Here is a 24,717-nt window from a genome sequence, read left to right on the forward strand (position 1 = left end):
GGGAGGAGGCGCCGGTCCGGCGGCGGCCGGGCGGCGCCTCGTACCGCCAGTGGGGACGGCGGGCCGCCGCGGCACCCGCCGGGAGGGAGGACACCATGGCCGACGCCGAGCGCACGCATCCCACACCGCAGGAGCGGGCCGCGCGCGGCCGGGCCGCCCGCGCGCTCGTGCCGCGTTCGCGCCACGCGGAGTTCGCGCCCGCGGCCGACCGGCCCGACCCGGTCGCCGTCGTCGAACGGCAGTCGGCGAGCAGGCTCCAGGAGCTGGTGCCGCTCCGGTACGGGCGGATGCTGGAATCCCCGTTCCGCTTCTTCCGCGGGGCCGCCGCCGTCATGGCGGGCGACCTGGCCGGCACGCCCGCCACCGGACTGCGCGCCCAACTGTGCGGGGACGCGCACCTGTTGAACTTCCGGCTGCTCGCCTCCCCGGAACGGCACCTGATCTTCGACATCAACGACTTCGACGAGACGCTGCCCGGCCCCTGGGAATGGGACGTCAAGCGCCTGTCGGCCAGCCTCGTCATCGCCGGCCGCGCCAACGGCTTCGGCGGACCGGAGCGGGCCCGGGTGGTGCGGGAGACGGTCCGCGCGTACCGCGAGGCCATGGACGGCTACGCCGGGATGCGCAACCTCGACGTGTGGTACGCGCGGATCGACGCGGACGAACTGTACGGCGCGCTGAGCGAGGGCTGGCGCAAGGAGGACCGGCGGCGCATCTCCCGTACCCTCGCCAAGGCCCGGACCCGCGACCACCTCCAGGTCCTGGACCGGCTCGCCCGCGCCGTCGGGGACGAACTGCGGATCGCCTCCGACCCGCCGCTCGTCGTACCGCTCGGCGACCTGATGCCGGGCGTCGAGCGCGAGCACCTGGAGCGGCAGCTGCGGGAGCTGGTCGACCGGTACGCGCGGACGCTCCAGACCGACCGGCGGACGCTCCTCGCGCAGTACCGGGTGGCCGACATGGCCCGCAAGGTGGTCGGTGTCGGCAGCGTGGGCACCCGCTGCTGGATCCTCCTGCTGCTCGGCCGGGACGACACGGACCCGCTCTTCCTCCAGGCCAAGGAGGCGCAGGAGTCGGTGCTCACGCCGTACGCCGGACCGGGCGCCTTCACGAACCAAGGCGAACGGGTCGTCAGCGGACAGCGGCTGATGCAGGCAGCCAGCGACATGTTCCTGGGCTGGGAACGGGTCGAGGGCCTGGACGGGCAGCAACGCGACTTCTACATACGCCAGTTGCGCGACTGGAAGGCCATCCCGCAGACCGACACGATGTCGCCCGGCCTCATGCGCCAGTTCGGCCGGCTGTGCGGCACGTCCCTGGCCCGGGCCCACGCCCGGTCCGGCGACCGGATCGCCATCGCCGCCTACCTGGGCCGCTCCGACGCCTTCGACCGCGCGCTCGCGGAGTTCGCCGAGAGCTACGCCGACCAGAACGAACGCGACCACCGCGCGCTGGCCGAGGCGGCGCGCGCCGGCCGGGTGGCGGCGAAGTCAGTCGCCTGACGAGGCATCAGGCAAGCCCAGTCGCCGCCGGAGGGGCCCCGCATGGGCCAGCACCTGCCCGACGGCGATGCCGACCACGGCAGTGGCGCAGAAGAGGATCAGCCACGACAGCAGCGTGAAGACGGAACCGATCTGCCCGTACCTCTCGACGCTCCGCGTCAGCGAGCGCGGCAGCCAGAGCCCGGAGACCAAGGAGAAGACCACCACCCCCACCCCGGTCAGCAGCGCTCCCGGCAGCAACGGCAGCCAGCGCACCCGCCCAGCCAGCAGCAGGTGCTGGGTCCACCACCACATCGCGACGGCTCCGGCCATCTGAAGAGGCACCCCCAGTACCGGCCCCGCGCCGAACGCCCGGTGCAGCAGCCCCTGATACAGGAGCGCCACCACCCAGACCACGAGCCACAGCGCCCAGCGCCAGGCCACGATCCGGGCCCCCGAGTGCGGCAGGTGCCAGGAACGTTCACACACCCGCTGGAGGACCCGCGTGAAGGCGGTGGCGGACAGCAGGGCGACCAGCACACCCACCGCTCCCCAGCTGTGCAGCGCCTGGTCCCGGCCGCCGTGCAGCACGTTCGCCTGCGCCAGTACCGGACTGTCCGCCCCGACCAGGGAACGCAGCGAACTCAGCAGCTCCTGCCGCACGGCGTACGGACAGAAGGACGACACCGCGATGAGCATCGGCAACGCGGTGAGGAACGCCTGCGCCGCCAGCCGGGTCGCGAGATCCAGAATATTGACGCTCACCAACTGCCGCACGACACGCCCCGCCAGCGGTCGGGCGAGACCGGTGAGCGCCATGATGCTGCCCCCTCACGCCAGGCGAAACCGGCCCGGCCAGCCTCGCGGCTGCCCGGCCCGCGCGTGTCGCCCGCTGGGGGTGAGTGGGGAGCTGCGTCGGACACAGGCTGCCGATGTCTCCGCCGCAAGCACCAGCCCTTCCCCTGGCCGGCCCTGGTCGCCGTCGCTTGCGCGGCGCTCCGGATCGTCCTCGGCGGCCTTGCGGTTCACCCCCGTACCGGAGAACTTCCACGGCCGCCCGGCCCTCAGGTAGCAGCGGGCAGCAGCTCCGCGGCGTTTTCGACCATGCGTCCGAACCGGCTGCCCCGGCGTGCGGCCAGGGCGATGCGTTCGTACGGCGGGCGGGGCCCGTAGGGGCGCCAGGTCAGGCCGTCCCCCTCGCTGAGCGCGGACTTCGGCCGCAGGGCCACCATGTCGTGATGCGCGCGCAGGGCATGCCGGAACAGGGTGTGGCCGGCGGAGGCGTCGGTGACCAGCTCGGGGCGCCAGCCATCGTCGGCGAGCCGGTCCAGCACGGCTGCGGAGTAGCCCGGGGCGCGGTGCGCCGGGAACCACAGCAGGCGCCGGCCGGCCAGGTCGTTGCCCGTCAGGGCGGGCAGGCGGGCCAGGGGGTGGTCGGCGTCCAGGACCACGCCCAGGGGCTCGTCGGACAGGAGGTGGAGGCTCAGCCCGGTACGGTCAGCGGGAAGCCGGAGCAGGCCCAGGTCCAGTGTGCCGCTGCGCAGTTGCCGCACTTGCTCCTCGGAGTCGATCTGTTCGATCGTCACAGGCCCCGGGCCGGCGTCGGTCACCAGCGTCTCGGCCCGGGTGAGGGCCTCCGCCGGTGCTCCGCGGCAGGCGCCGAGGCGGACCGGCCGCGGTGTGCCGCGGGCCGCTGCGAGGGCACTTTGGAGGGCGTCGAAGGCGTGCTGGACGCCTTGCAGCAGTGCTGTGCCGCTGTCGGTCAGCTCCATGCCCTGCGGGCGGCGGTGGAAGAGCGAAGTCCCGACCCGCCGCTCCAGTGCCCGGATCTGCTGGCTGAGGCTGGGCTGGGCGATGCGCAGCCGTCGGGCCGCCTCGGTGACCGTGCCCGCCTCGGCCACCGTCGCGAAGTACCGCAGGTGCCGTATGTCGATGCCCGACAGCTCGTCCATGTTCTGTACCCCCGCCTCTGGCTGCGCCTATAGGCACCACCCTATGGGGAGAGCGACAACAGGTCTTGGCCAGGAGGGGGCCTGCCGCGGTTGGCTGGGGACATGTTCCTGATCACGCTGAACTACCAGGCACCGCTCGAAACGATCGACCGACTCAAGGAGGAGCACTACACCAACCCCGACGGACTGTTCGCCAAGGGCCTGGTCCACCTGGCCGGCCGGCTCGAACCCCGTACCGGCGGGCTGATCATCGCCGAGGGCGACCGCGCGGAGGTGGAGGCCGCCGTGGCCACCGACCCGTTCGTCACCAGTGGCGCGGCCACCGCCCACATCACCGAGTTCCACCGCACCAGGTAGCCGGCGGAATACCTGCCGGGGCATGGATGCCTGCGCCCGGAACCCGGGACCGGAACCGCTCGCCCAGGCGTCCGTCCCCTACGCGCCGACAGGCGCCGCGAGTTGAGGCCGGTGGGCCGGCCTGCCGTTCCCCGGGCTCAGCAAGGGCGGGCGTACCAGACCGGAGTCCAGTTGGCCGTGCCGGAGCTGTACGCCGGGCCGGTGTTCCAGCGTTCGCTGCCGTCCTTGTTGTAGAAGCGGCCGACGGTGCCCGGCGTCTGGTTGTTGCCCCAGGTGCCGTTGCCGACCAGGTTCGGCAGTTGGTAGTAGCCGCAGTGGTAGTAGTCGAAGCCATTGCCGTTGCCGCCGGTGCCGTTGGCCCAGCCGCACAGGTGGCCGTAGTCGCACACCGGCTTGATCGGGGCCTTGGTGCGGTCGGCCAGGTCGCGGGCGTAGGCCTGGCCCGGGGCGCGGACCACCATGCTGCCGCCCGGGACGAGGATCTTGTTGGCGGAGACCTGCTTGCCGCCCAGCTCGGCGACATAGGTGTCGACCTGCGCCTGGAGCCGGCCGGCCTGGGCGTCGGTCAGCCCCGCCCGCTGCGCCTGGGCGGCGAAGCCGGTGGGGGTGGCGGCGGACGCCGCGCCCGTGAGCCCGAGCACCGAGGCGGCGGCGAAGCCGGCGGCGATCAGCAGTGCGGTCGGTTTGCGGACGGCCACGGCGGTCCCCCTCGGGTTCCCTGGTCCAGGAGCCGGCGACGGACCGGCCTCCGACCAAGATGACGGATGTGGCGCGGGTTGGCCACGCGTTTCCGGTCGCATTGCGGTCCGCGTGTGGCCGGGAAACGGAGGGGTTGCGGGGCGGCGGGCGCTACGCCCCGGGCGTGCCGGGCTCTTCGCCGCCCACGCCGTCGTCGAAGACCACGGTCAGCGGCCGCCGACCGCCCCTGGCCGTACTGCGCAGCCCCTCGGCGATACGGGAGTAGAAGGCGCTCGTCAGCGCCCAGGTCCCGTCCAGGTGGCTCTCGTCCCGGGTGTGGCGCAAGGAGATCAGCGCGCCGATGAGGGAGCGGCCCGACAGTACGGCCCGTACCCGGCCGTTGCCCTCGTCCGCCAGCTCCCAGGCACCACGGAAGTGCTCGTTGCCGGCAGCGCAGGCGGCGAAGAACTCCCATGCCTCTCGGTGGCAGACCAGGGCGACCGTCCCGGCCTTGGCCGCTTTGAGCAGGAGCACGCCGTGATCGATGTCTTCTTGGGTCTCGCGGCGGATGCGGTGCTCGCCCTGGTCGATGCCGTCGTCCTCGCTCTCCTCCTCTTCGTCGTCGAAGGGGGTGACGGCCGAGGCGTCGCCGGGTACGGCATCCTCCTGCCGCCCGGGCTCAGGCTCGTCCCCCTCCGCGAGCGGCGGAAACGGCGGCTCCTGCCCGGCGTCGACCGTCTCCGGCTCCAGTTCCGTCCACCCGGTGCCGTCCCCGTCGCCGGGCGGTCCGGGCACCTCGGTGGATTCCGTACGGAACACCGGATGCCGCGCCAGAGCGTCAAGTGTCCGCTGAAGCCCGGCGATCGACTCCCGTACCTCGGAAACCTCCTGCCGCAGCTGCGAGACCGCCCGCTCCGTCTCCGCGGCGACGGTGGCGCCGCGGTGCGCGCGGTCGCGGGTCTCCCGGGCGTCGGCGCGCAGCTCCGCCGCCGCCGTGTCGAGGCGCTCCAGCACTTCGCGCCGCGAGTCGTCCAGGCTCCGGCCCAGGCCCGCGATCTCCTCGCCGAGCGCCGTACGGGCGTTGAGCAGAGCCGCCATGAGATTCTTGTCGCGTCCCACCAGTACCCCCGTACTGCGCGTGTTCCGACGGTGTGGACGGGGATGCTGCCCGGCCGGGCCGGGCATTGATGCGTGCCCGGCTCCGCGGCTGTGCCGGTCTGCCGCAACCGGCCGAAAAGACGCCTTCGGAGGGGCGAGTGTGCGCCACTCCCCCGCACTCGCGCCCGACCGGCGCACATCCGGTCGTGCTGGGGGCACGGATGCTCAGCGGCCGAGGACCATCCACTGGGCCGGCAGGTCGATGCGCACCCCGTCCGCGCGGTTCTCCGTCATCACCAGGTCGATCTCGCCGTGTGCCGGCACCGACAGGCCGAGGTCGTGGAAGAAGCGCGGGATGGCGGCGTCGTCCGCCGCGGCCGGGGTCAGCCCGTGCCGGAAGATGCTGGCCAGCTTCGGCGGCGGGCCGTCGGGGCCCTGGGCCGCGTGGGCCAGGACGTCTTTCGCCCGGGACAGCGGCTCGACGACGAAGGCGCGGCCGCGGTCGCCGATCAGGGTCGCGACGGCGGCGGCGACCGCCGGGCGGGCATCCGGTTCGCTCTGGTGGATCACCGCGCGCAGGTAGACGTTCGCGTCGCCCAGCCGCTCGTGCAGGCGCCGGACGGCGTCCTGGTCGGTGGCGTCGAGCTGTTCGAAGCGGGCGGTGTGCCCGGCGTCGGCACGCCGCGCGTGGCCGACGGCGGCCTCGGCGAGGTCCACGCCGACGGCCTGGGCGAAGTGCCGGGCCAGGTAGCGGGTCTGGGTGCCGGTGCCGCAGCCCAGGTCGACGATGGGCAGCGCGGCGTCGACGTGCGGGGCCAGCAGCGGCAGGTGGCGGGCCGCGGCCTGTTCGGGGGCGCAGTCGAAGATCGCGGCGCCCGGCGCGTCCGGAGTGTCGCGCCAGTAGCTCTCCCACGATTCCCGGTAGCGCTTCGACACGTCCATGAGTGCCTCCCGCTCCGCCGATATGCATGCGTTCCTGCCGTGGATCATCTCCGGCGGATCGCTGCGCCAAGCTACGTGATCACACGTTTGCACTGCCTTCGCGTCCTCAGGGCCGCGAGCCCGTCCCGACGTCTTCACCACGGCACGAGGCGGGGCGGCGTCATCCCGTTCCGGGCCGGGTGCGGCGGGCGTAGGCGCGGGCGGCGCGGGCGCGGTCGCCGCAGCGGGTGGAGCACCAGTGGCGGCGGCCGTGCCGCAGCAGGTACCGGTTGCAGGGGGCGGAGCCGCAGGCGGTGAGGCGCTCGGCGTCGGCGGAGGTCAGCAGGTCGGCGGCGTCCGCGGCGAGCGCCGCCAGGGCGTGGTCGACGATCTGCGTGGTGGGGTGCGGGGCGGCGCGGTAGGGGCCGCTCTTGTCGTCCCACCGCAGCAAGGGGGCGGTGGGGACGCGGGTCATGGCGTCGTTGACCGCGGTCAGGGCGGCGGGCAGGGCGGGCAGGCCCTCGACGCGGGAGGCGAAGAGCGCCCGGATGTGTTCGCGCAGCGAGCGCAGCTGCGCCGCGCACATCTCCCGCATACCGGCGTCGGCCGGGGCGAGACCGCGTTCCGTGAGCCAGTGGTTCGCCGCCGCGGGGGTCCCGAGCTGGTCGATGAAATGGCCGCCGGGCAGGGCCATGGTGCTGTTGACGAGCGCGAGGGACGGGTAGCGCTCGGCGCCCGGAGCGGGCGGCGGGGCGTGCTCCGCGGTCACGGTCTCTTCCATGACCTCATGGTATGGCACCCCCTCAAACATGACTCTCACGGAAAGCCTTGCGCTCATCCGTGAGACCCGTCTACGTTTACCTCACGGTTCATTCAAAACCATCCGTGAGGTGATCCTTCGTGTCCGCCGCTCCCGCAGCAACCGAGCAGTTCCCCGTCCGTGTCCTCGGCGGCCCGACCGCCCTCTTCGAGTACGGCGGCCTGCGCTTCCTGACCGACCCGACCTTCGACGGCCCCGGCGACTACGCGTCCCCCGGCCGCCCGGTCCTGACCAAGACCGCCCCGTCCGCCACCACCCCCGCCGGCCTCGGCCCCGTCGACGTCGTCCTGCTCTCGCACGACGAGCACGCCGACAACCTCGACACCTCCGGCCGGGCCCTGCTCGCCGATGTCCCGCTCACCCTCACCACCCCCGGCGGCGGGCAGCGCCTCGGAGAGAAGGCCCGGGGGCTGGCGGACTGGGAGACCGTCGAACTGGACCGCCCCGACGGCGGCACGATCACCGTGACCGGCGTGCCCGCCATCCACGGCCCCGGCACGCGCGAGGAGGTCGAGCCGGTCACCGGCCAGGTCGTCGGCTTCGTTCTCACCGGAGACGGCCTGCCCACCGTCTACGTCAGCGGCGACAACGCCTCCCTCGACGCGGTCAGGGAGATCGCCGGGCGCTTCGCCCCCGTGGACACCGCCGTCCTCTTCGCCGGCGCCCCCCGTTTTTCCATGCTCTACGACGGCGCGCTGCTCGTCCTGGACAGCGCCCAGGCCGCCGAGGCCACCCGGATCCTCGGCGCCCGCCGCGTCGTTCCCGTCCACCACGACAGCTGGGCCCACTTCACCGAGGGCCGCGAGGAGTTGGAAGCCGCCTTCACCGCCGCCGGCCTGACCGGCCGCCTGGACCCGGACTGGACCCGGCGGGACTGAGGCGGCACAGAGCCGGCCACGCAGCCCACGGCGGGACGCCGCCCGGCCCGCCCCCCGGCCGGGGACAGCCGGGGCGGTTCACCACGGCTCGGGCCCGGCCTTCCGCGGGCGCATGAGCCGCTGCGCGGCCGCAAGGTCCGGTACGACCTTGACCAGCTCCCACTTCACACCGGTCCAGCGCAGCACCGCCCGGGGCAGCTGCGGATCCAGGTGCGCGGCGCGGGGCGGCCCGTCCCGCAGCGTGACGGCACGCATCCGGCCCGGCTGGTACGTACGGGCCAGCAGCCGCCGCCCCCACCGGCGACCGACGTCATCGGACCAGCTAGCCATCGCCGCCCTCCTGGCCGCCGTCAGGTTCATCGGGCTCCATGGTGGAAAAGGGGCTCATGGTGCCGGCCTCTTCCTCGGTGACCTCGCCGTTGCTCTCGGCGTCCGCACGGGGCATGGCACGAGTGTCCCGCACGAACGCCGGGGGCTGCTACGGGGGACGGGCGGCTCGGCCTACGTTCCGGACGTCCTGCCAACGGAGGCCGGGCCGACCCGTCGGGCGCAGCACAACCACACGCCCCCGGCCAGTACCCGGGCGTCTTCGGCCAGGGCACCGGCCTTGCCGAGGGCTTCGGCCCCGGGCTGTTGATCGCGCTGAGCAGCAGCCCGGGGCCGCCCCAGGTGGTGCGGCACCGGCGCCGTATCCGCGCTGACGGGCCTGGCGGCACCACCCGCCGTCCGCTGGGTCCGGCGTCACCGGCACACCCAGCGGACGCGACCGCATGCCACGGAGAAAGTGTCAACGGCCCGGGCGGAGCGGCGACGGTGTCGATCCCGGTGTCAGGAAACCCGCTCCAGCACCCACCTGTTGTTGTACGTTCCCGGGCCCATGTGCACCCGGCAGTCGATGCTGTAGGAGGTGCTCACCGGCTGCCAGCTCTGCGGCGGGACCGTGGTGGCGCAGGCCTCGACCCGGGTGCCGACCGGCAGGCCGTCCAGTTGCTTGACGGTCTTGGTGTTGGGGCCGTTGGTCACTCCGCACGCCTCGCTGTTGCCCCAGTGGAGCTCGACCCACCCGGACGGGGTGACCTCGGACCTGCACAGCGTTCTGGTCTCACCGGGCGATGCCTGGGCCGGGGTCGCGGCCACGGCCGCGAACACGGCCGCGCCCACGAGCGTCATCGCGGCGCGACGAACCCGCCCTGTGCTGCCCGCCGCACCGTTCACGCCTTCGCCGCACTTCCGCGTTCCGCGGCTCATGTGTTCCATGTGTTCCATGTGGACCCTTCCAACAGTTGACATACCGGCCGTCGGGACCTCCGACGGCCGTCATCGGACAGCCGTCAGCGAACTGCCGACAGCAAGCTCACACGCCCGGTCCCCGGCAGCGTCGGGTCGAAGGCCGGCGGGACGGGCCGGGCGTGACGCCCGGCCAGGACGGTGAGGGGCTCTTCCGTGGCGCGCCAGCCGTGGGAGGCGAGCCAGTCGCCGGGAGGGCGCGTCATCTCGTTCTTCCACAGCGAGGACAGCAGGTTCACCACGCCTTCCGGCGAGGCCGCCGCCGCCTGCCGGGCCTGGTCCGAGTTGATCATCGCCCGGGTGACGTGCTCCATGGCGAGATGGCTGCCCGGCGCCGACAGCGCGCCGATCCGGCTCAGGAGACTGTCCGCCGCCTCCTCGGTCAGGTAGACCAGCACCCCTTCGACCAGCCAGGCCGTCGGCTCGTCCGTACGGAAGCCGTGCTCGGCCAGCGGTACGGTCCAGTCCTCGCGCAGGTCCGCAGCGATCACCTCGCGTCGGCAGCGCGGCGTTTCGCCCCGCAGGACGTGTTCCTTGAAGGCGAGCACATCGGGCTGGTCCAGTTCGAACAGGCGGGTCCCGGCCGGCCAGTTCAGCCGGAAGGCACGGGTGTCCAGACCGGCCGCGAGCAGGACGACCTGGCGGCAGCCCGCCGCGCAGGCCTGGTCGAAGCAGTCGTCGAAGTACCGGGTGCGCAGCGCGAAGTAGTCGCCCATGGCTTGGGCGAACTGCTCGCCCGGCCCCTTGCTCCACACCGCCTGCTGCTCAGGGCCTGCCGCGTCGAGGAACCGGCCGGCCAGGCGGTCCTCGAAGAGCCGGTCCGCCCGCCGGCTCTCGGACGCGCGGGCCATGCCCACGACCAGCGCGGTGCTGCTGACCCCGGCCAGGAGTCCGGGTCCGTCGCTCATGCCGTTCGTTCTCCGTTCGTGTGGGTGTCGCTCATGCCGCTCGTGCCTGTGCTGCACGTGGTGGACGCCTCGTCGTCGGTGCCCGTGCTCCGCGTGGTGGTCGCTCTCGCCGTTCGCGGTGGTGGTCGCTCTCGCCGTTCGCGGTGGTGGTCGCTCTCGCCGTTCGCGGTGGTGGTCGCTCTCGCCGTTCGCGCACGTGCTGCGTACGGCCCTCGCTCACGCCGCCGTATGCGACGCGACGCGCTCGCGGTACGCCTCGCGGTCGAAGCGCACGCCGCCACGCCAGATCGCCTCGATCGACCGGGTGGCGGTGATGTCCGTGGTGGGGTCGCCCGTGACGAGCAAGAGGTCCGCGCGCCGCCCCGGCGCGATCACCCCGCGGTCGCTCAGGCCGAAGTACGCGGCCGGTGCCGAGGTGGCCGCGGTGAGCGCCTGCGCCGGAGTCAGGCCGGCCTCGACGAGCAGGGCCAGTTCGGCATGCAGGCCGACGCCGTGGACGACCGGGCAGGCGCGCCCCGGCCGGTGGTTGGCGTCGGTTCCGGCCAGCACCGGCACGCCCGCCCGGTGCAGGCGGGCCACGCTCGACAGGGCGTGGCGCAGATCGTGTGCGGGGAGGGGGTGTTCCACGCACAGGCCTTCGTGGCCTTCCGCGATCGCGGCGCGGGCGTGGTCCGGGAGGAGACCGGCGATCCGTGGATCGTCGGCCAGGGACCGGGCGACGCCGGTTGCGGTGGAGGGCCGGGGTGCGGACACCTCCAGCATCGCCAGGGTGGGGATGACGGCGCGTCCGCGCTCAGCGGCCCGGCCGACGAAGGCGTCGTCCAGGGCCGCTTCCAGCGGAAGGTGCGTCAGTACGTCCACGCCGCTGTCCAGGGCGAGCCGTGCGGACCACACGGCGGACACATGGGCCACGCTGAGCAGGCCCCGGCGGCGTGCGGCGTCGGCGAGCGCCGTCACGGTCGCCGGTTCCAGAGCGGGCAGGGACATTCCGTGGTTGGCGCCGTCATCCACCATGATCTTGATGAAGTGCGCGCCCTCCGCCTGTCTGGCGGCCACGAAGGCGTCCGCCTGCCCGGGCCCGGCGACGGTCGGCAGCGACGGCATGGTGACACCGGGATGTCCGCCCGGCGCGCTCGCCAGCAGCCCCGAGCTGCGCAGGTCGGCAAGGTCGTGGCGCTCGCCGGCCAGTGCGCACAAGGCCCTGGTGGCCTCGGGCGGGCCCATGAACATGTCCAGTTCGGTCGTCACGCCGAAGGCCAGCGCCAGTTCGAGGTTGCTCTCGGCGCCGAATACGTGCGTATGCGCGTCGATCAGCCCGGGCAGCAGCGTCCGGCCCGCCCCGTCGATCACCTCGGCCGACGCCGAAGCCAAAGCCGACGGCGACGGGCTCGGCGCGGAGCCGGTGTCGACGCGCGTGATGACGCCGTCGGCGCACTCCACCGAGCCGGTGCCCACCACCGACTGCCCGTCGAAGATCCGTACCCTGTCGATGACCACCGGCTGCATCCGTCTCACCGTCCGCTCGCGAACGCCGTGGATCCGTAGAAGCACAGCAGGTTGAAGAAGAGCACGAAGCCCATCGCCGGGAGCATCAGTCCCGACGGGCGCTTGCGCAGGAGGAAGCGCCACGCGCCGAGCGCGGGGAAGACCAGGGCGGCCGCCGGCAGCAGGCCCGCCCGGCCCAGCAGCGCCAGCCCCAGCACCACGGCGCCGACGGCGAGCGCCAGGCTGATCGCGGCGCTGCCGCGCGGGCCGAACACCTGCGAGTACAGCCGCGCCTGCGGGTCCTGCCGCCACTCGGTCTTCCGCGCGAACTCGAACTGGAGGAAGGCGCAGGCGAACATGGCCAGCAGCGGTACGGCCCGCCGGTCGGCGCCGGTCCCGCCGCCGGTCAGCAGGGAGACGTACAGGTAGACCGACAGGAGCAGCTGTACCGGATAGCTGACCAGGAGACCGGCCACCAGGTTCTCGCCGAGGCGCGGGAACCGGCGTTCGAGCGCGACCAGGAACAGCGTGTACGCCAGGCCGAGCAGGATCAGCAGCACGGACGGCGCCGAGACCAGCGCGTTGAGCGCGACGACGAGGACGGTGATCAGCAGCATGGCGCCGCGCAGTTCCGCGACCGTGATGGCGCCGGTCACCAGCGGCCGGTCGGGGTGGTGCCGCCGGTCGTAGTCCAGGTCCTTCTGCTCGTCGGCCATCCGGGCGAACAGCAGGGCCAGTACCACGCTCGCCGCCCGGACCGCGGTCGCCCACGAGGGTGTCCACGGTGCGGCGGTCTCCGTGATCTGGCCGGCGGTGCCTTCCAGGGTCACGGTCCACAGCACGCCGTAGGTGACGTAGATCTGCGGGCGGAACATCCGGAGTACGAAGCGTCCCAGCCGTGCGGGCACCTGCACGGCGGTCGGGGCGCGATTCACTGCTGCCACCTGTTCCAGGACACGACCTCGTCGAGCGGCTGCCGCGGGGTGGTGCGGAAGCCGGTTTCCCCCCTCGTGTGTCCGACGGCCACCAGGGCGACCTGGGTCACCTCGTCGGCCGGGATGCCGACCAGCTCCGCCACCTCGCGTTCGTGGGCGAGGTGCACCGTGGTCAGCGCGGTGCCCAGGCCACGGCTGCGGGCGGCGAGCATGAAGCTCCACAGCGCCGGATAGACGGAGCCGAAGAAGCTCGACTGCCGGGCGAGCGGCGCGTCGTGGTGCAGTCGCCCGCGGGTCCCGGCCAGTACGAGGGCGGGCACCCGGTGCAGGTGGTCGGCGAGGTGACGCACTCCGGCCACGGCCCGCCCGCTCATCGCCCCGGGGGGCGTGGCGGCGAGGTAGGCGTCGGAAGCGGCCTTGTAGTACCGCGCGATCCCCGCCTTCGTATCCGGATCGTCGATCACCACGAACCACCAGTTCTGCCGGTTGCCGCCGTTGGGCGCGTGCAGGGCGAGCCGGAGGCACTGGGCGAGCAGCGGCCGGGCGACCGGCCTGGAGAGGTCGAGTCTGCGGCGCACGGTGGGGGTACGGGACAGCAGCCCGTCGATGTCGAGGGTGACGGGGACGGTGCTCATTGCGCTCCTGTCCCCGTGCCGGGCCGGCTCAGGCGCACGTCGCCCGCGGCGACGACGCGCCCCTCCTGCCGCATGGTGCTGCGGAGGACGGCGCTCGTCCCGTCGCCCTGTACGAGGACGCTCTCGCAGGTGACCGGCAGGTCCAGTTCTCCGATGGCGGTGAAGCGGGCGCTGACCCGGGTGAGCAGGGCCGCTGCCGACGGCAGCGCGCCGGTGGCGGCCGCGGTGGCGATACTCAGCTGCCGGAACGCCTCCAGGGTGAGCATGCCGGGGACGTGGTCGACGTAGTGGTCGAACAGCACGGGGTGGCGGGTGTCGACGACGAGCCGCGCGCTTCCCGTCCCGGCGGCGCCCGGCGGCACCCGTAACGCGGAGAGCACCACATTGGCGGCGTCCCGGCGGTCGACCAGGTCCGCCCTGATCCGCGGCGGCGGTTCGGGGGCCTCGATCACCGGGTACGGCGGCAGCCCCAGAGCCGCCCGCCCCTCTTCGCGCATCGCCTGCCACTGCTCGGGCGGCACCCAGGACATGCTGCATTCCAGTGTCGCCGCGACGTGGTCGCCGATCAGCGCGCTGTAGCGCAGCCGTGCTCCCCGTACGCTGCCCGTGCGGTCACGGAAGCGGCGCAGGATGTGGCAGCGCAGCACCACTTCGGTGGGTACGACGCTCACCGCGAGCGCGGCCGGGTCCGTCTCGTGCAGGGCGATCTCGCGCAGGATGAACTTCGTGCCGAAGGGCATGCCGAACAGGTCGTGCCCCAGCATGATGAGCGTCTGCCGGGCCGCTTCCACCAGCACCATCGGATCGTAGAGGTGCCCGCACCCCGCCGAGTCCCGGTAGAAGGCGTGCGAGCGGGGTATCTGGACCCCGACGTCGAGGGTGTCCTCGTCCCGGGCGAGGGTGCCGGTGACCAGCACCTCCGTGATGCTCGACCGGTGGACGAGCTCCCGGGGCACCGTACGGCTGAATTCCACCGTGTCCATGAATCTCCTCCGTGTCACCTGGCCGCGAGCCGCGCCGTGTGGCGCTGCCAGTCGGGCACGCCGACCCCGTCGAGTACGGGAGCCAGACCCTTGCGCTTCATCGGCAGGACATGGGTGCCGACGATCACCACGTCCCACGGGTCGAGCGGAAGCCCGGCCCGCCAGACGGCCTCCAGCAGCCGCCGGTACCCCTCGGGTGACCGGGCGGCCTGCCGGGCCGCGCGCAGCTCGTCCCGGGCCGCGCCGGGAAGCGGCGATTCCTCCGCTTCCGCCACGGCTTCCTTGAGCCGTTCCGCCGCCGGCTCGAAGGTGAGGTCCCGCCGCGGTACCTCCGCGTGCAGTTGCTCGGCCAGTTCGCGCGCCCGTGCCGACCGGTCGTCGCCCGCCAGGGCGTCGGCGTAGACCCGCTCCCGCAGGGCCGTGTCGAAGTGGATGCCCAACTCCCGCGCCACATCGGCGGGTTCGTCCGGGGTGTGCACGAGGTTGAGCAGGTAGCTGTAGCGGCCGATCTCGTACCGGAGCTGGCCGGGTACCCGGGCCAGGGGGTCGGTCGGGCCTTTGCGCTCGGTCATGACCACCGACGCGGGCACGGCGCCCGGCTCGTCCGCCTCCGGGCGTACGACGAGCACCACCGCGTCGCAGGAGTCCATGAACATGTCGGCGAGACGGCGCCGTTGCGGGGTGGCCAGGTTCCACTGGTAGTACCACAGCGACCGTACGGCCGTACGGGTGAGGCGGGTGCGTTCCGCGGCCACGATCCGCAGCCCGTTCCGGGCCAGCCAGTCGACCGTCACCGGTATCTGCCTGCTGACCACCGCGTCGGGTTTGAGCAGCAGCGCGGCATGGCGGTGGAGGAAGCCGTCCGGGTCGGCGGTGAGGGCGCCGAGCTGTTCGTGGCTCTCCAGGAAGTAGGTGTCCGAGGCGAACAGGGCGCGCTTGCGGGAATCGCAGCTGAGGGCGGGGGAAAGGCTGTCGCCGAAGGGGCGCGGGTCCGCGGTGTCGCAGGTCATCGGCCGGCTCCGTCCGAGTGGTGGGCGGCTTCGGCCGGCGGAGCGCCCAGGTAGCCCGATTCCAGACAGTGGTCGATCAGCTTGCGCAGGAAGCCGGGACCGTCTCCGGGCGCTCCGCGGACGCCCAGCGCCGCGGTGTGGGAGGCGTCGAACGTCATCCGGCGCCGGAAGTAGCTCTCGTACAGCGAGACGATCCGCTCGTAGTAGCGGCGTTCCCGCGCGGGCAGGCGCTCGGTGTCGAAGCTCGTCGGGGGGACGAACCGCGGTACGTGGAACGAGGGGTACTCGGCCATCACGTCGGAGAAGTCCCTCAGCGTCAGCGGTGCGCCCGCCGCATGGAAGGTACGGCCCTCCGCCTCGTCGAACCGCTCGGTGACCCGGGTGATGACGTCCGCCACGTAGTCGACCGGCACCAGGTCCAGACGCGCCTCGTACAGGCCGGGGATGGAGCGGACCCTGCCCTCGGTGGTCAGCTTGAGAACGACGTAGATGTTCTTGTAGTCGCGCACCACGCCGGTGTGCTCGTCACCGACGACGATGCTGGGGCGCACCACCGCGGCGCGCACGCCGTCGGCCCGCGCCTTGTGCACCAGCGTCTCGGCCCGCAGCTTGCTGGCCTCGTAGCCGTTGGCGAGCCGCTGGCCCTGGTCCAGCTCCGTCTCGCGGATCAGTCCGTCGCGTTCACCGCATACGTACGCGGTGCCCACGTGCACCAGGCCGGCACCGGCGGCGCGGGCCAGTTCGACGGCGTGTGCGGTGCCGTCGACGTTGACGGTCCGGTAGTCCTCCTCGGGACGGCCGAAGTCGGTGATCGCGGCGCAGTGCACGATGCGGTCGATCCCGCCGTCGGCCAGTTCCGCGTATCCGGCCTCGGACAGGCCGAGCCGGGGCCGGGTCACATCGGCGGGCAGGCACCTGACGGTGGCGGGGTCCAGGGGGGTGCCGTCGTTGCGCACCAGCGTCCGCCGGTGGTGGACCACTGCGGTCACCTCGTGCCCGGCCGCCGCCAGCCGCGCGGTGACCTCCGCGCCGACCAGCCCGGACGCACCGGTCACCAGAACCTTGAGCCGCTGTGTCATCGGGCCGCCTCCTGTCGCCGTGCCCAGGCCCCGCTGGTGCGGGGCGGATTCATGCGTGATGTCACTGTTCCTCCGTCAGGCCGAGGCGGCGTGGGGCTGCGCCCCTCCGCTGGACAGCAGATCGCCCGCCTCGTCGATGGGCAGGTCCGCGTTCAGGTGCGCGCCCAGGCGCAGCCAGTCGTAACCGGCCTCCAAGGTCTGCCGCCATCCGTCCGAGGAGTCGAAGGAGGACGGGAAGCGGTCCGCGCCCGTGGCACCGCGGACCAGGGCCACGAAGCCGTCCAGCGCTGCCAGTGCGGCTTCCCCTTGGGGGCCGGAGGCGATCGTGAGGGTTTCGAGGTGTTCGGCTTGCGCCCGGATGTCGTCGAGGTCCGCCCCGGCCGGCAGGAGCGACAGCCGGCGGACGACCTCGGAGTCCGGCGGCAGCGGGTTGACGGCGTAGGAGCTGAGCACCCCTCGCAGGGCGAACCGCAGCATCCTCAGGGCGCTGAGCCGGGCGACGCTCCACTGCCCGCGGCCGAGAGCGCCGACCAGGTCCTCGCGGGCGTTCTCCACCAGCACGTTGGACCACACCAGCGTCATCGCGGCGGCGCTGAACCGGCGGGCGGGCACCGGTACGAGGTCGATCGCCTCGGCGCCGCCGGCCGTGGCGCCGCCCACGCCGACGATGGGCCGGGCGGTGCTCGGCGGTGGTGTGACGTCGCCCGAGGGGGCGGCCAGCGGCAGGCCGGGAACGATCGGACCGTCGCCCCGCCACGCCACCCGCACCAGTCCGAACCGCAGGAACCGGGCGATCAGCGGGCCCGCCTGCGGCGCACCGGCCGCGTCCGCCGCGGCCAGCGTCTGTTCCAGGGTCCGGCCGAAGACCAGGGAGCGCCAGGCCAGTGCCGCCCGGTCCCCGAGGACGAACACGTCCTGCCGGCCGCGTACGACGTGCACACGCTCACCGGTCTGCCAGGTCGTGACGCCGGCCCCGGCCACGGTGATCCGACCGGCTCCGGGGGCGGCGCCCGTGACGCCCAGGTCCGCCGCGAGCCGGACGCCCTCGGTGACGTACGCGTCGGCGCCGAGGCCTGAGGCGGACGGCGAAGCGAGCGTCAGGTAGCGGGCGGCCGACGGATGATCACCGATCCGGCGCAGCTGCTCGGGCAGCCACTTCGGCTCCAGATAGGTCTCTCCCCGGTCCGCCGCCCAGGACTTCACGGCCTGCAACAGCCCGGCTTCGGTCCAGGCCGCGGCCTCCTGCTCCTGGCCGAGCTGCCGCAGGGCGAGCGCGTACCGGATCGACTGGCGTGCGGCGTGCGCCCACCACTCGCGTACGGTGGTCCGGAAGTCGTCGGAGGACATCAGCTCCTTGACCTTCGCCACCAGCTCCGGCTCGCGCAGCGGGAAGCTGCGCAGCAGCCGCTGACAGCGGTTCAGCAGGTCCTCCGCGAGCGCGCCCGGGCGGTCGGCGGCGGCCGTCGTGACCGCGGCGAACTGCTCCGCGATCTGCCGTACGGAACGGGTTCTGACCTCGACCCGCCGCCCGTCCACGAACAGCAGGGACGGCATGGTCGGCAGCTCGGCGTCGTTGTCGGCGATCAGGAGGAAGTCGATGTCGGACGAGGAGTTGCCGAAGCCCTCGGCGATCGATCCTTCCAGCACCACGGCGCAGCCGTCCGTGGAACGGATCTGCGGAAGTGTCTTGTCCAACAGGTTCTGCAGATATTCCTCGCTGAGGATCACACGGGCCTCCCGGTCGTGGCGCCGGCCGGCCGGGGAACCGTCGTGTTCTCCGGGCGGCCTGCTCGCAGTTGTTTCCGCATGGGGCGGTGGTTCGGACGTCTGCGGACCGCCGGGGTGCGCCGGCCGGCTCGCGCCGGCTCCGGCAACCGGACGGCCGGCGCGCTACTCACTCGCCACGTCCTTCGCGGCCGTGGGTCCGGCCGGGCCGCCCGTCGCGTCCGTTCCGCTGACAGCGTCGGCAGCGTCGGCAGCGTCGGCCAGGATCCGTACCGTCCCCGTCCCTCCGTCCACCCTCAGCCGCATGCCGGTCTCCAGCTCCGCCATCAGGCCCTTGACCTGGACGACTGTCGGGATGCCGAGTTCGCGGGCGACGATCGCCACATGCGTCAGCGGGCTGCCGCGCTCGATGACGAGGGCCGAGGCGGACGGCAGTGCGGCAACCCAGCCCGGATCGGTGCGGTAGGTCACCAGCACACCGCCGTTCACGTCCACGGGCGTGTCCGTGACCACGGCGGGGGCCTCCACCACGCCGGGGCAGCAGGGTGTCCCGCGCAGCTCCTGGACGCCCGTACGTGCTGCCGGGCCCGTCGTGAAGCCGGCCTGATCCAGGTTGTCCTGCCGGTAGGGCGCCCCGCGCGTGACGAAGCGGGACGGCGCGGACAGTTGCCTGTCCTCGGCCTGCTGCCGCTTGCGCAGCTCGACGAGGCTGCGCAGGCCGGTGGTCCCGGTCGTGCCCTCGTAGACGCCGCGCAGCTCTTCGAGGCGCAGGAAGAAGACGTCGTTCCAGTGCTCGATCGCCCGCGACCGGGCGAGGTCGCGGCCCATGGCCCGCAGCATCCGTTTCGCCGAACCGAACGCGCGGGTACGGCAGAACCGCAACCGCTCCCGGTTGTACAGGGAGCTCTGTGCCTTGCGGCGGACGACGTCGTACACCAGCCGACGCGGCCCGCGCAGGTGGGCGTCGAGATAGGCGTCGGCTTTCCGGGCGGGATCGGTGTCGACCTCGGACAGTGCGGTGCGTACCAGGGCGAACAACGTCGAGGGGTCTTCCCGCAGGTCGGGGACTTCGAGCTTGAGTTCGTCGAGGCTGCGGTAGCCGTACGCGGCGACGTACTCGTCCACCGCCGCGAGGAACCCGGTGTGGCCGTTCGCGCGCAGTGCCTCGTAGGCGTCCTCGGCCGGGGTCTCCCGGATGAGGCGGTCCAGCCCGGGGTCCGCACGGACGGTGGCCGCGAGGCGCGCCAGCGCGCGGGCGGGTTCGATGGACTCCACGCGCGGGCCCGGGCTGGCGGCGCTCCAGGTGAGCCACTCGGGGGCGTCGGGCAGCCAGCGCCGGTTCAGCAGGGCGAGCCCGCCGATGGACCACAGGATCGCCGCGTCCAGGGTCTGCATCGGACCCCACTTCTCCAGCAGGTCCTTCTCCAGAACACGGAAACGCCGGTAGACGTCCTGACCGTCCATCGCGTCGTAGTCGACGTTGTCGAATTCCCGGTACGCCGCGTAGAAGTACGCCATGAAACGCTCGACCGAGCGGTTCATGGTGAGGAACCGGTGGACGAACGCCGCGGTCGTTCCGGCCCGGGCCGACCGGCCCCGCAGAGACGGCGGGAAAGTGTACGGATAGATCATCTCCGCCGTTTCGTCGTCGAGTGCCTCCTCGACGCCGATGGCGATTTCCAGGACTTTCCTGTTGAGTTTGTACAGCGGCGCGATGCGCACCATCCGGTACCAGTTGAGCAAGTTGTAGTACACCCGGCCGTGGAAATAGCCGAGCATCTGCGGGGCCCACTCCTCGACCTCGCGCAGTCCGGCCCGGGGGACGCGAAGGGCCCGAGCATAGTTCTCGTAGACCTTGCCGTACACATGGGCCGCGAAACTGAAGGTCAACGGCGAGACGATGCCGGAGAAGCTTTCCACGATGTTGGCGTTGTCCCAGATCCGGAGTTCGCCCTCGCCGGGCTCCCGGGTACCGTCCAGCGGTACGGTGTGGTCGGGTAACGCGGTGATGGGACGGGCCTGGAGAATCCACAGGACATCGTCCGCGAACGCCCACTCGATGTCCTGCGGGGTACCGAAGAGCGCGTGGATGCGCATCCCGGCTTCGTGCAGCTGCGCCAGTTCCTTCGGGGTCAGCGACAACTTCTCCCGCTCGGCCCGCGGCACTTCGCTGATCCGGCACCCGGACCCCGCCTCGGCCGCGTGGTAGCGCTCCCGCTTGTCGCCCAGCACGGTTTCGGCCACCGCGCCCGTGGCGGCGTCGAGCGTCACGGTGTCGGCGTCGACGGCCCCCGAGACCAGGCCCTCGCCCAGCCCGTAGACCGAACTGACCACGTACCGGCTCCGGTCGCCGGCAACCGGGTCGGCGGTGAACAGCACGCCGCTGCGCTCGGCAGCCACCATTTCCTGTACGACGACGGCGAGGCCCGCGCCGCGCAACGGCAGCCCGTGGCGCAGCCGGTAGACGAGCGACCGCTCGGAGAAGGCCGACGCCCAGCACTTCTTGACGTGTGCCTTGACCTCGTCGAGCCCGGTGACGTTCAGGGAGGTGGCGAACTGCCCGGCGAAGGACAGCCGGGCGCCGTCCTCCTCGGCGCCGGAGGAGCGGACCGCGACCCGGCCGCCCCCCACCCGGGTGTAGGCGTCCTCGATGACCGACGTTGCCCTTTCGGGCAGCTCCGCCGACTCGATGAGGCCGGCCAGCTGCCCGGAAACGCGTCCCACGGAATCCGGGGTGACCTCGCCGAGCAGCGCCTCCATCCGCCCCGGCTCATCGAGCGCGGCGATGAACTCCTGGAACACATCGAGACCCACCACCGCCCATCGCGGTACATCGATGCCCTTGCCCGAAAGGGCAAATAGATTCTTCCCTTTACCGCCCGCTGTGCGCGCGACCTCATCCGGCGGACTTTCGGCGATGATGGCTCGCATGAAACCCCAAGCTCTCCGGGACGCTATGGCCTGAAACACGGTCCGTGTGGCGTGAAAGTGCCGCTCGCCCGAGCGGGCATGCAACCTCTGGCGGCAATTCGGTGAATTCCGCAGAGCGTAGCAGCGCTCCCTGACGGTCTCCGCCGGGCTCCCTGCGCAACTAAGGATTTCCCTAACGACCGGTAAACCGCGCGACGGCAGCCGGCCGGTCCACATCTAGTATCCCTGCCAGCCTCCACCCCTCCCGCTTCCGGCCCATTGTCCTCCCCGACCGCCGGCAAATCCCCGGAGAACCGCCCCGCAGGACTCCCACCACAGGTCCAAAACTCGACAGACGCTGGAGAATGGAGAAAAAGATGCTTCCCCTTCCTCCCGGATCGCGACAGCCTGCCTTCCTGCAGACCCTCCACATGCGCGATCCGGTCCGCTACTTCGAGACCCTGCGCCGGCGGTACGGTCCGGTGTTCCGCATGAAACTGCTCGGCTTTCCGCCGCAGGTCGTGGTCGCGACCGCGGAGCTGGCCGCCGAGATCTACCGCACCGACGGCGACGGCAACCGCGCCGGAGCGCTGCGCGCGGGGTACGTGCCGTGGGTCGGCCGGCACTCGCTGCTCACCAACGACGGCGAGGAATGGTGGCGCCACCGCAAGCTGCTCAGCCCCACCCTGCACGGCCGGTCCATCGCGGGCTATCCCGAGCTGATCGCCGAGATCGCCGCACGGGACATCAGGACGTGGCCGCTCGGCAGGCCGTTCGCACTGCGCGAGCACATGCAGACCATCACGCTGGAGGTCATCCTGCGACTGGTCTTCGGGGTCCGGGACGCCGAACAGGGAGCCCGGTTACGGGCCGGCCTCATCGAGCTGTCCAAGGCCACCGGCTCCGCGGCCCTGTTCCTGACGCCCGCCCGCCTGCGCGCCTGGGCACAGGAGTCTCCGCTGGCGATGCGCCTGCCGTTCCTGCCGACGACCCGCGCCGCGCAGGCCGTCAAGACGGTGGACCGCATCCTGTTCGCGGAGATCGCCCGGCGCAGGGCCGAGGAGAACGAGGACGCCGACGACGTCCTGGGGCGGTTGCTGCGCGCCCGGGACGACCAGGGCCGTCCGCTCGGCGACCAGGAGATCCGCGACGAACTGCTCACTCTCCTGGAGGCCGGCCTGGAGACCACGGCGACCGGTCTGTCGTGGACCTTCGAGCGGCTGATGCGCACCCCGGAGGTACTGGCGCGCCTCCAGGAGGAGGTGGAGCGGGACGAGGACGACACCTACCTCGACGCGGTCGTCAAGGAGGCGCTGCGGTCCCGTCCGGTGATCTTCGGCATGGGGCGTCTGCTGGACAAGCCGCTGCGGCTCGGCGAGTACGGGGTTCCGGCCGGCTGGGTGGCCATCCCGATGTTCTCGCTGATCCTCCAGGACCGTGCGGTGTACCCGGACGCCGGGGAGTTCCGGCCGGAACGCTTCCTCGGCGACGACGCCAAACCGGCGCAGAAGTCGTTCCTGCCGTTCGGCGGCGGCCGCCGTTACTGCGTCGGCGCGCAGCTCGCCACGATGGAGATGAAGATCATCACCCGCGAGGTGCTCCGGCACGTACGGCTGAGCCCCGCCGACCCCGCGCCGGAGGCCCAGCGCATGTGGCACGCCACTCTCGTCCCCGGCAAGCACGCCGTCGCGGTGGCCCGCGAACAGCCGCTGAAGCGGCGGACGCCGGTCGAGGAGCCGAAGTGCCCCGTACATCCGGCACCGTCGACGTCGGGAGACGGGAAGTGACGGAGCGCAGGGCCCACGGGACCCTGCTGCCGGGAAGCTGACAGCCCAGAACGTGCAGTCGATCGCGCGGCCTTTCGGCCGCGCGATCCTTTGAATCGACGCGCCGTCCATCACAGCCGCGCCCCGTATCGCAGATCACCGGCGCCCCTCGCCCTCGGCACATCCGCCCAGCCCGCTCGCTTCCCCGCCACCGGGCAGGCTCGCGCCCCGCCGAAGCGTAGCGCTCTCCGTGCAGGTCAGGGCGTATACCGAGGAGCCCGGAAGGCGCTGCCCGGGCACTGGACGGCCTGAAACGGCCAGACCTGCCCGTCGATACCGGGAACGGGCGTTCACCGCTTCCCGGCCCCGCCGAAGGTCACCAGAGGGCCACTGCGGGCCGCGCCGAGGAGTCTTTTTCCAGGAATTCCACCGCCGCCGGATGCGAAGCCGCATACGCCGTTCTGAGAGCTTGTGAGCTCCCCGGCGCAGGGGGGATCGACTGAAGGCCTCGCGTGGCCCCCCAGGGGCCATTGCGCGGCCTGTATCGCTGCGTTCCGATCCGACACCAGGTAACCTGGACGACGTTCTCGGCTCTATAGTGAACCTTGAGACGACGGCCCGTTTTGCGGGCCTTTGTCGGCCTGCCCACGGCCGGCAGCCATCCGATGACAGTCCGCTCCCGCTCCCGGCGGGAGCGCGGCTTGTCGTGCCAGAAAAGAGCGCTCTGTGACCGATTCCGGCATCTCCTCCCCCACCACGTCGACCGGCTCCCCGGCCCCGTCGGCCGGCACCGACGGCCTGGCGGCACCGCCGCCGGATGCTGCCCTTTCGGGCAACGGTGCCGACGGCGCGGCAGCCGCCTACGACGCCAGTGCGATCACCGTCCTTGAGGGCCTGGACGCGGTCCGCAAGCGGCCGGGCATGTACATCGGCTCGACCGGCGAGCGCGGCCTGCACCACCTCGTGCAGGAGATCGTCGACAACTCCGTGGACGAGGCGCTGGCCGGGGTCGCGGACCGGATCGACGTGACGATCCTCGCGGACGGCGGCGTGCGCGTCACCGACAACGGCCGCGGCATCCCGGTGGGCCTCCACCCCGTACAGCAGAAGCCGGCCGTGGAGGTCGTGCTGACGGTGCTGCACGCGGGCGGCAAGTTCGGCGGCGGCGGTTACGCGGTCTCCGGTGGCCTGCACGGCGTGGGCCTGTCCGTCGTCAACGCCCTGTCCACCCGCCTGTCGGTGGAGATACGGACCGACGGCCACCGCTGGAGCCAGGAGTACAAGAGCGGCGTGCCCGTCGCGCCGCTGGCCCGCCACGAAGCCGTCACCGGCACCGGTACCTCACTGACGTTCTGGGCCGACGGCGGCATCTTCGAGACCACTGAGTACTCCTTCGAAACCCTCGCCCGCCGCTTCCAGGAGATGGCCTTCCTCAACGCGGGACTGACCCTGACGCTGACCGACGAGCGTGCGTCCGCGCGGGCGGTGGCCGGCGCCGACCAGGACACCGCGGGCGCGGCGGACACCGGGCAGGCCCGCTCGGTGACGTACTGCTACCAGGGCGGCATCGTCGACTACGTCCGCCACCTCAACGCCCGCAAGAGCGAGCCCGTCCATCCCTCGATCATCTCCATCCAGGCCGAGGACAGTGCGCAGATGCTGTCCGCCGAGGTGGCGATGCAGTGGAACAGCCAGTTCAGCGAGGGGGTTTACTCCTTCGCCAACACGATCCACACGCATGAGGGCGGTACGCACGAGGAGGGCTTCCGCGCGGCGCTGACGGGTCTGATCAACCGTTACGCCCGGGAC

23 protein-coding genes are annotated in these 24,717 nt (G+C 72.3%); 5 read left to right on the forward strand and 18 right to left on the reverse strand.

Annotated elements, in window-relative coordinates:
- Positions 1–95 precede the first annotated feature (95 nt).
- Positions 96–1,502, forward strand: coding sequence for a DUF2252 domain-containing protein (locus IH45_RS0126005; protein WP_030673195.1), 1,407 nt, complete (start codon positions 96–98; stop codon positions 1,500–1,502).
- On the opposite strand, the gene IH45_RS0126010 is transcribed toward IH45_RS0126005, so the two are convergent.
- Both IH45_RS0126010 and IH45_RS0126015 read right to left on the reverse strand, forming a co-directional pair.
- Positions 1,491–2,300, reverse strand: coding sequence for a YhjD/YihY/BrkB family envelope integrity protein (locus tag IH45_RS0126010; RefSeq protein ID WP_030673198.1), 810 nt, complete (start codon positions 2,298–2,300; stop codon positions 1,491–1,493). The genes IH45_RS0126005 and IH45_RS0126010 overlap by 12 nt on opposite strands.
- A gap of 245 nt (positions 2,301–2,545) precedes the next feature.
- On the reverse strand, positions 2,546–3,433 hold the full coding sequence (locus IH45_RS0126015) for a LysR family transcriptional regulator (RefSeq protein ID WP_030673201.1): 888 nt from the start codon (positions 3,431–3,433) through the stop codon (positions 2,546–2,548).
- A gap of 102 nt (positions 3,434–3,535) precedes the next feature.
- Here IH45_RS0126015 and IH45_RS0126020 point away from each other — a divergent pair, with 102 nt between their 5' ends.
- Positions 3,536–3,790 carry a YciI family protein gene (locus IH45_RS0126020; RefSeq protein WP_030673204.1) on the forward strand — a complete coding sequence of 85 codons (255 nt, stop codon included), beginning with the start codon at positions 3,536–3,538 and terminating at the stop codon, positions 3,788–3,790.
- A 137-nt stretch (positions 3,791–3,927) separates the two neighbouring features.
- Here the strand turns inward: IH45_RS0126020 and IH45_RS0126025 are convergent, their stop codons facing one another.
- The 4 genes from IH45_RS0126025 to IH45_RS0126040 all read right to left on the reverse strand — a co-directional run bounded on the left by IH45_RS0126025 (position 3,928) and on the right by IH45_RS0126040 (position 7,268).
- Complete coding sequence (locus tag IH45_RS0126025; protein ID WP_030673207.1) at positions 3,928–4,488, reverse strand: hypothetical protein; 561 nt, start codon at positions 4,486–4,488, stop codon at positions 3,928–3,930.
- A gap of 151 nt (positions 4,489–4,639) precedes the next feature.
- Positions 4,640–5,587, reverse strand: coding sequence for a hypothetical protein (locus tag IH45_RS1000000145455; protein ID WP_030673209.1), 948 nt, complete (start codon positions 5,585–5,587; stop codon positions 4,640–4,642).
- 204 nt (positions 5,588–5,791) lie between these two features.
- Complete coding sequence (locus tag IH45_RS0126035; protein WP_030673212.1) at positions 5,792–6,508, reverse strand: class I SAM-dependent methyltransferase; 717 nt, start codon at positions 6,506–6,508, stop codon at positions 5,792–5,794.
- Between the two features lie 160 nt (positions 6,509–6,668).
- Positions 6,669–7,268 carry a CGNR zinc finger domain-containing protein gene (locus IH45_RS0126040; RefSeq protein ID WP_030673215.1) on the reverse strand — a complete coding sequence of 200 codons (600 nt, stop codon included), beginning with the start codon at positions 7,266–7,268 and terminating at the stop codon, positions 6,669–6,671.
- A 119-nt stretch (positions 7,269–7,387) separates the two neighbouring features.
- Here IH45_RS0126040 and IH45_RS0126045 point away from each other — a divergent pair, with 119 nt between their 5' ends.
- Positions 7,388–8,185, forward strand: coding sequence for an MBL fold metallo-hydrolase (locus tag IH45_RS0126045; protein WP_030673218.1), 798 nt, complete (start codon positions 7,388–7,390; stop codon positions 8,183–8,185).
- A 78-nt stretch (positions 8,186–8,263) separates the two neighbouring features.
- On the opposite strand, the gene IH45_RS0126050 is transcribed toward IH45_RS0126045, so the two are convergent.
- From IH45_RS0126050 to IH45_RS0126105, 12 genes are all read right to left on the reverse strand, one after another.
- A complete protein-coding gene (locus tag IH45_RS0126050) occupies positions 8,264–8,515 on the reverse strand; it encodes a DUF6087 family protein (RefSeq protein WP_050515196.1) in 252 nt (83 codons plus the stop codon).
- A complete protein-coding gene (locus IH45_RS1000000150675) occupies positions 8,508–8,630 on the reverse strand; it encodes a hypothetical protein (protein WP_267885158.1) in 123 nt (40 codons plus the stop codon). The genes IH45_RS0126050 and IH45_RS1000000150675 overlap by 8 nt, the downstream gene beginning before the upstream one ends.
- Before the next feature lie 383 nt (positions 8,631–9,013).
- Positions 9,014–9,433 (reverse strand): hypothetical protein, encoded by a 420-nt coding sequence (locus IH45_RS0126060; RefSeq protein WP_234440675.1) that lies wholly within the window; start codon positions 9,431–9,433, stop codon positions 9,014–9,016.
- Positions 9,434–9,516: 83 nt separating this feature from the next.
- Positions 9,517–10,380 (reverse strand): SAM-dependent methyltransferase, encoded by an 864-nt coding sequence (locus IH45_RS0126065; RefSeq protein WP_030673227.1) that lies wholly within the window; start codon positions 10,378–10,380, stop codon positions 9,517–9,519.
- A gap of 216 nt (positions 10,381–10,596) precedes the next feature.
- The gene (locus IH45_RS0126070; RefSeq protein WP_032918390.1) at positions 10,597–11,886 is read right to left on the reverse strand and encodes an amidohydrolase family protein; all 1,290 of its coding nucleotides are present in this window, start codon (positions 11,884–11,886) and stop codon (positions 10,597–10,599) included.
- Positions 11,887–11,891: 5 nt separating this feature from the next.
- Positions 11,892–12,800 (reverse strand): UbiA family prenyltransferase, encoded by a 909-nt coding sequence (locus IH45_RS01000000144120; protein WP_050515197.1) that lies wholly within the window; start codon positions 12,798–12,800, stop codon positions 11,892–11,894.
- Positions 12,797–13,435 (reverse strand): nitroreductase family protein, encoded by a 639-nt coding sequence (locus IH45_RS0126080; protein ID WP_030673235.1) that lies wholly within the window; start codon positions 13,433–13,435, stop codon positions 12,797–12,799. Before IH45_RS0126080 ends, IH45_RS01000000144120 begins: the two co-directional genes overlap by 4 nt.
- Positions 13,432–14,418 carry a ScbA/BarX family gamma-butyrolactone biosynthesis protein gene (locus tag IH45_RS0126085; RefSeq protein WP_030673238.1) on the reverse strand — a complete coding sequence of 329 codons (987 nt, stop codon included), beginning with the start codon at positions 14,416–14,418 and terminating at the stop codon, positions 13,432–13,434. Before IH45_RS0126085 ends, IH45_RS0126080 begins: the two co-directional genes overlap by 4 nt.
- Before the next feature lie 14 nt (positions 14,419–14,432).
- Positions 14,433–15,428, reverse strand: a complete 996-nt coding sequence (locus IH45_RS0126090; protein WP_030673241.1) for a nucleoside-diphosphate kinase — start codon at positions 15,426–15,428, stop codon at positions 14,433–14,435.
- Positions 15,425–16,507: an SDR family oxidoreductase gene (locus IH45_RS0126095; RefSeq protein ID WP_030673244.1), complete on the reverse strand. Its 1,083-nt coding sequence runs from the start codon at positions 16,505–16,507 to the stop codon at positions 15,425–15,427. Before IH45_RS0126095 ends, IH45_RS0126090 begins: the two co-directional genes overlap by 4 nt.
- Positions 16,508–16,582: 75 nt before the next feature.
- Positions 16,583–18,235: a hypothetical protein gene (locus IH45_RS0126100; RefSeq protein ID WP_030673247.1), complete on the reverse strand. Its 1,653-nt coding sequence runs from the start codon at positions 18,233–18,235 to the stop codon at positions 16,583–16,585.
- Positions 18,236–18,397: 162 nt separating this feature from the next.
- On the reverse strand, positions 18,398–21,163 hold the full coding sequence (locus IH45_RS0126105) for a phosphoenolpyruvate synthase (RefSeq protein WP_078897785.1): 2,766 nt from the start codon (positions 21,161–21,163) through the stop codon (positions 18,398–18,400).
- Positions 21,164–21,519: 356 nt separating this feature from the next.
- On the opposite strand from IH45_RS0126105, the gene IH45_RS0126110 reads away from it, so the two are divergent.
- The gene (locus tag IH45_RS0126110) at positions 21,520–22,929 is read left to right on the forward strand and encodes a cytochrome P450 (RefSeq protein WP_030673253.1); all 1,410 of its coding nucleotides are present in this window, start codon (positions 21,520–21,522) and stop codon (positions 22,927–22,929) included.
- A gap of 705 nt (positions 22,930–23,634) precedes the next feature.
- Positions 23,635–24,717 (forward strand): ATP-binding protein (locus IH45_RS0126115; protein ID WP_394298711.1); only part of this gene is annotated, 1,083 nt, incomplete at its 3' end.

Origin of the sequence: Streptomyces rimosus subsp. rimosus (assembly GCF_000720725.1) — a bacterium.
GTDB classification, from domain to species: Bacteria; Actinomycetota; Actinomycetes; order Streptomycetales; family Streptomycetaceae; genus Streptomyces; species Streptomyces rimosus_A.

What these genes read in the sequence shown, in the direction of transcription:
- IH45_RS0126110 (WP_030673253.1), top strand. Translation starts at nt 21,520, where the DNA reads ATGCTTCCCCTTCCTCCCGGATCGCGACAGCCTGCCTTCCTGCAGACC.
- IH45_RS0126060 (WP_234440675.1), bottom strand. Translation starts at nt 9,433, where the DNA reads ATGAGCCGCGGAACGCGGAAGTGCGGCGAAGGCGTGAACGGTGCGGCG.
- IH45_RS1000000150675 (WP_267885158.1), bottom strand. Translation starts at nt 8,630, where the DNA reads ATGCCCCGTGCGGACGCCGAGAGCAACGGCGAGGTCACCGAGGAAGAG.
- IH45_RS0126010 (WP_030673198.1), bottom strand. Translation starts at nt 2,300, where the DNA reads ATGGCGCTCACCGGTCTCGCCCGACCGCTGGCGGGGCGTGTCGTGCGG.
- IH45_RS0126105 (WP_078897785.1), bottom strand. Translation starts at nt 21,163, where the DNA reads ATGCGAGCCATCATCGCCGAAAGTCCGCCGGATGAGGTCGCGCGCACA.
- IH45_RS0126020 (WP_030673204.1), top strand. Translation starts at nt 3,536, where the DNA reads ATGTTCCTGATCACGCTGAACTACCAGGCACCGCTCGAAACGATCGAC.
- IH45_RS0126065 (WP_030673227.1), bottom strand. Translation starts at nt 10,380, where the DNA reads ATGAGCGACGGACCCGGACTCCTGGCCGGGGTCAGCAGCACCGCGCTG.
- IH45_RS0126090 (WP_030673241.1), bottom strand. Translation starts at nt 15,428, where the DNA reads ATGACCTGCGACACCGCGGACCCGCGCCCCTTCGGCGACAGCCTTTCC.
- IH45_RS0126015 (WP_030673201.1), bottom strand. Translation starts at nt 3,433, where the DNA reads ATGGACGAGCTGTCGGGCATCGACATACGGCACCTGCGGTACTTCGCG.
- IH45_RS0126050 (WP_050515196.1), bottom strand. Translation starts at nt 8,515, where the DNA reads ATGGCTAGCTGGTCCGATGACGTCGGTCGCCGGTGGGGGCGGCGGCTG.
- IH45_RS0126095 (WP_030673244.1), bottom strand. Translation starts at nt 16,507, where the DNA reads ATGACACAGCGGCTCAAGGTTCTGGTGACCGGTGCGTCCGGGCTGGTC.
- IH45_RS0126035 (WP_030673212.1), bottom strand. Translation starts at nt 6,508, where the DNA reads ATGGACGTGTCGAAGCGCTACCGGGAATCGTGGGAGAGCTACTGGCGC.
- IH45_RS0126070 (WP_032918390.1), bottom strand. Translation starts at nt 11,886, where the DNA reads ATGCAGCCGGTGGTCATCGACAGGGTACGGATCTTCGACGGGCAGTCG.
- IH45_RS0126085 (WP_030673238.1), bottom strand. Translation starts at nt 14,418, where the DNA reads ATGGACACGGTGGAATTCAGCCGTACGGTGCCCCGGGAGCTCGTCCAC.
- IH45_RS0126080 (WP_030673235.1), bottom strand. Translation starts at nt 13,435, where the DNA reads ATGAGCACCGTCCCCGTCACCCTCGACATCGACGGGCTGCTGTCCCGT.
- IH45_RS0126005 (WP_030673195.1), top strand. Translation starts at nt 96, where the DNA reads ATGGCCGACGCCGAGCGCACGCATCCCACACCGCAGGAGCGGGCCGCG.
- IH45_RS0126040 (WP_030673215.1), bottom strand. Translation starts at nt 7,268, where the DNA reads ATGGAAGAGACCGTGACCGCGGAGCACGCCCCGCCGCCCGCTCCGGGC.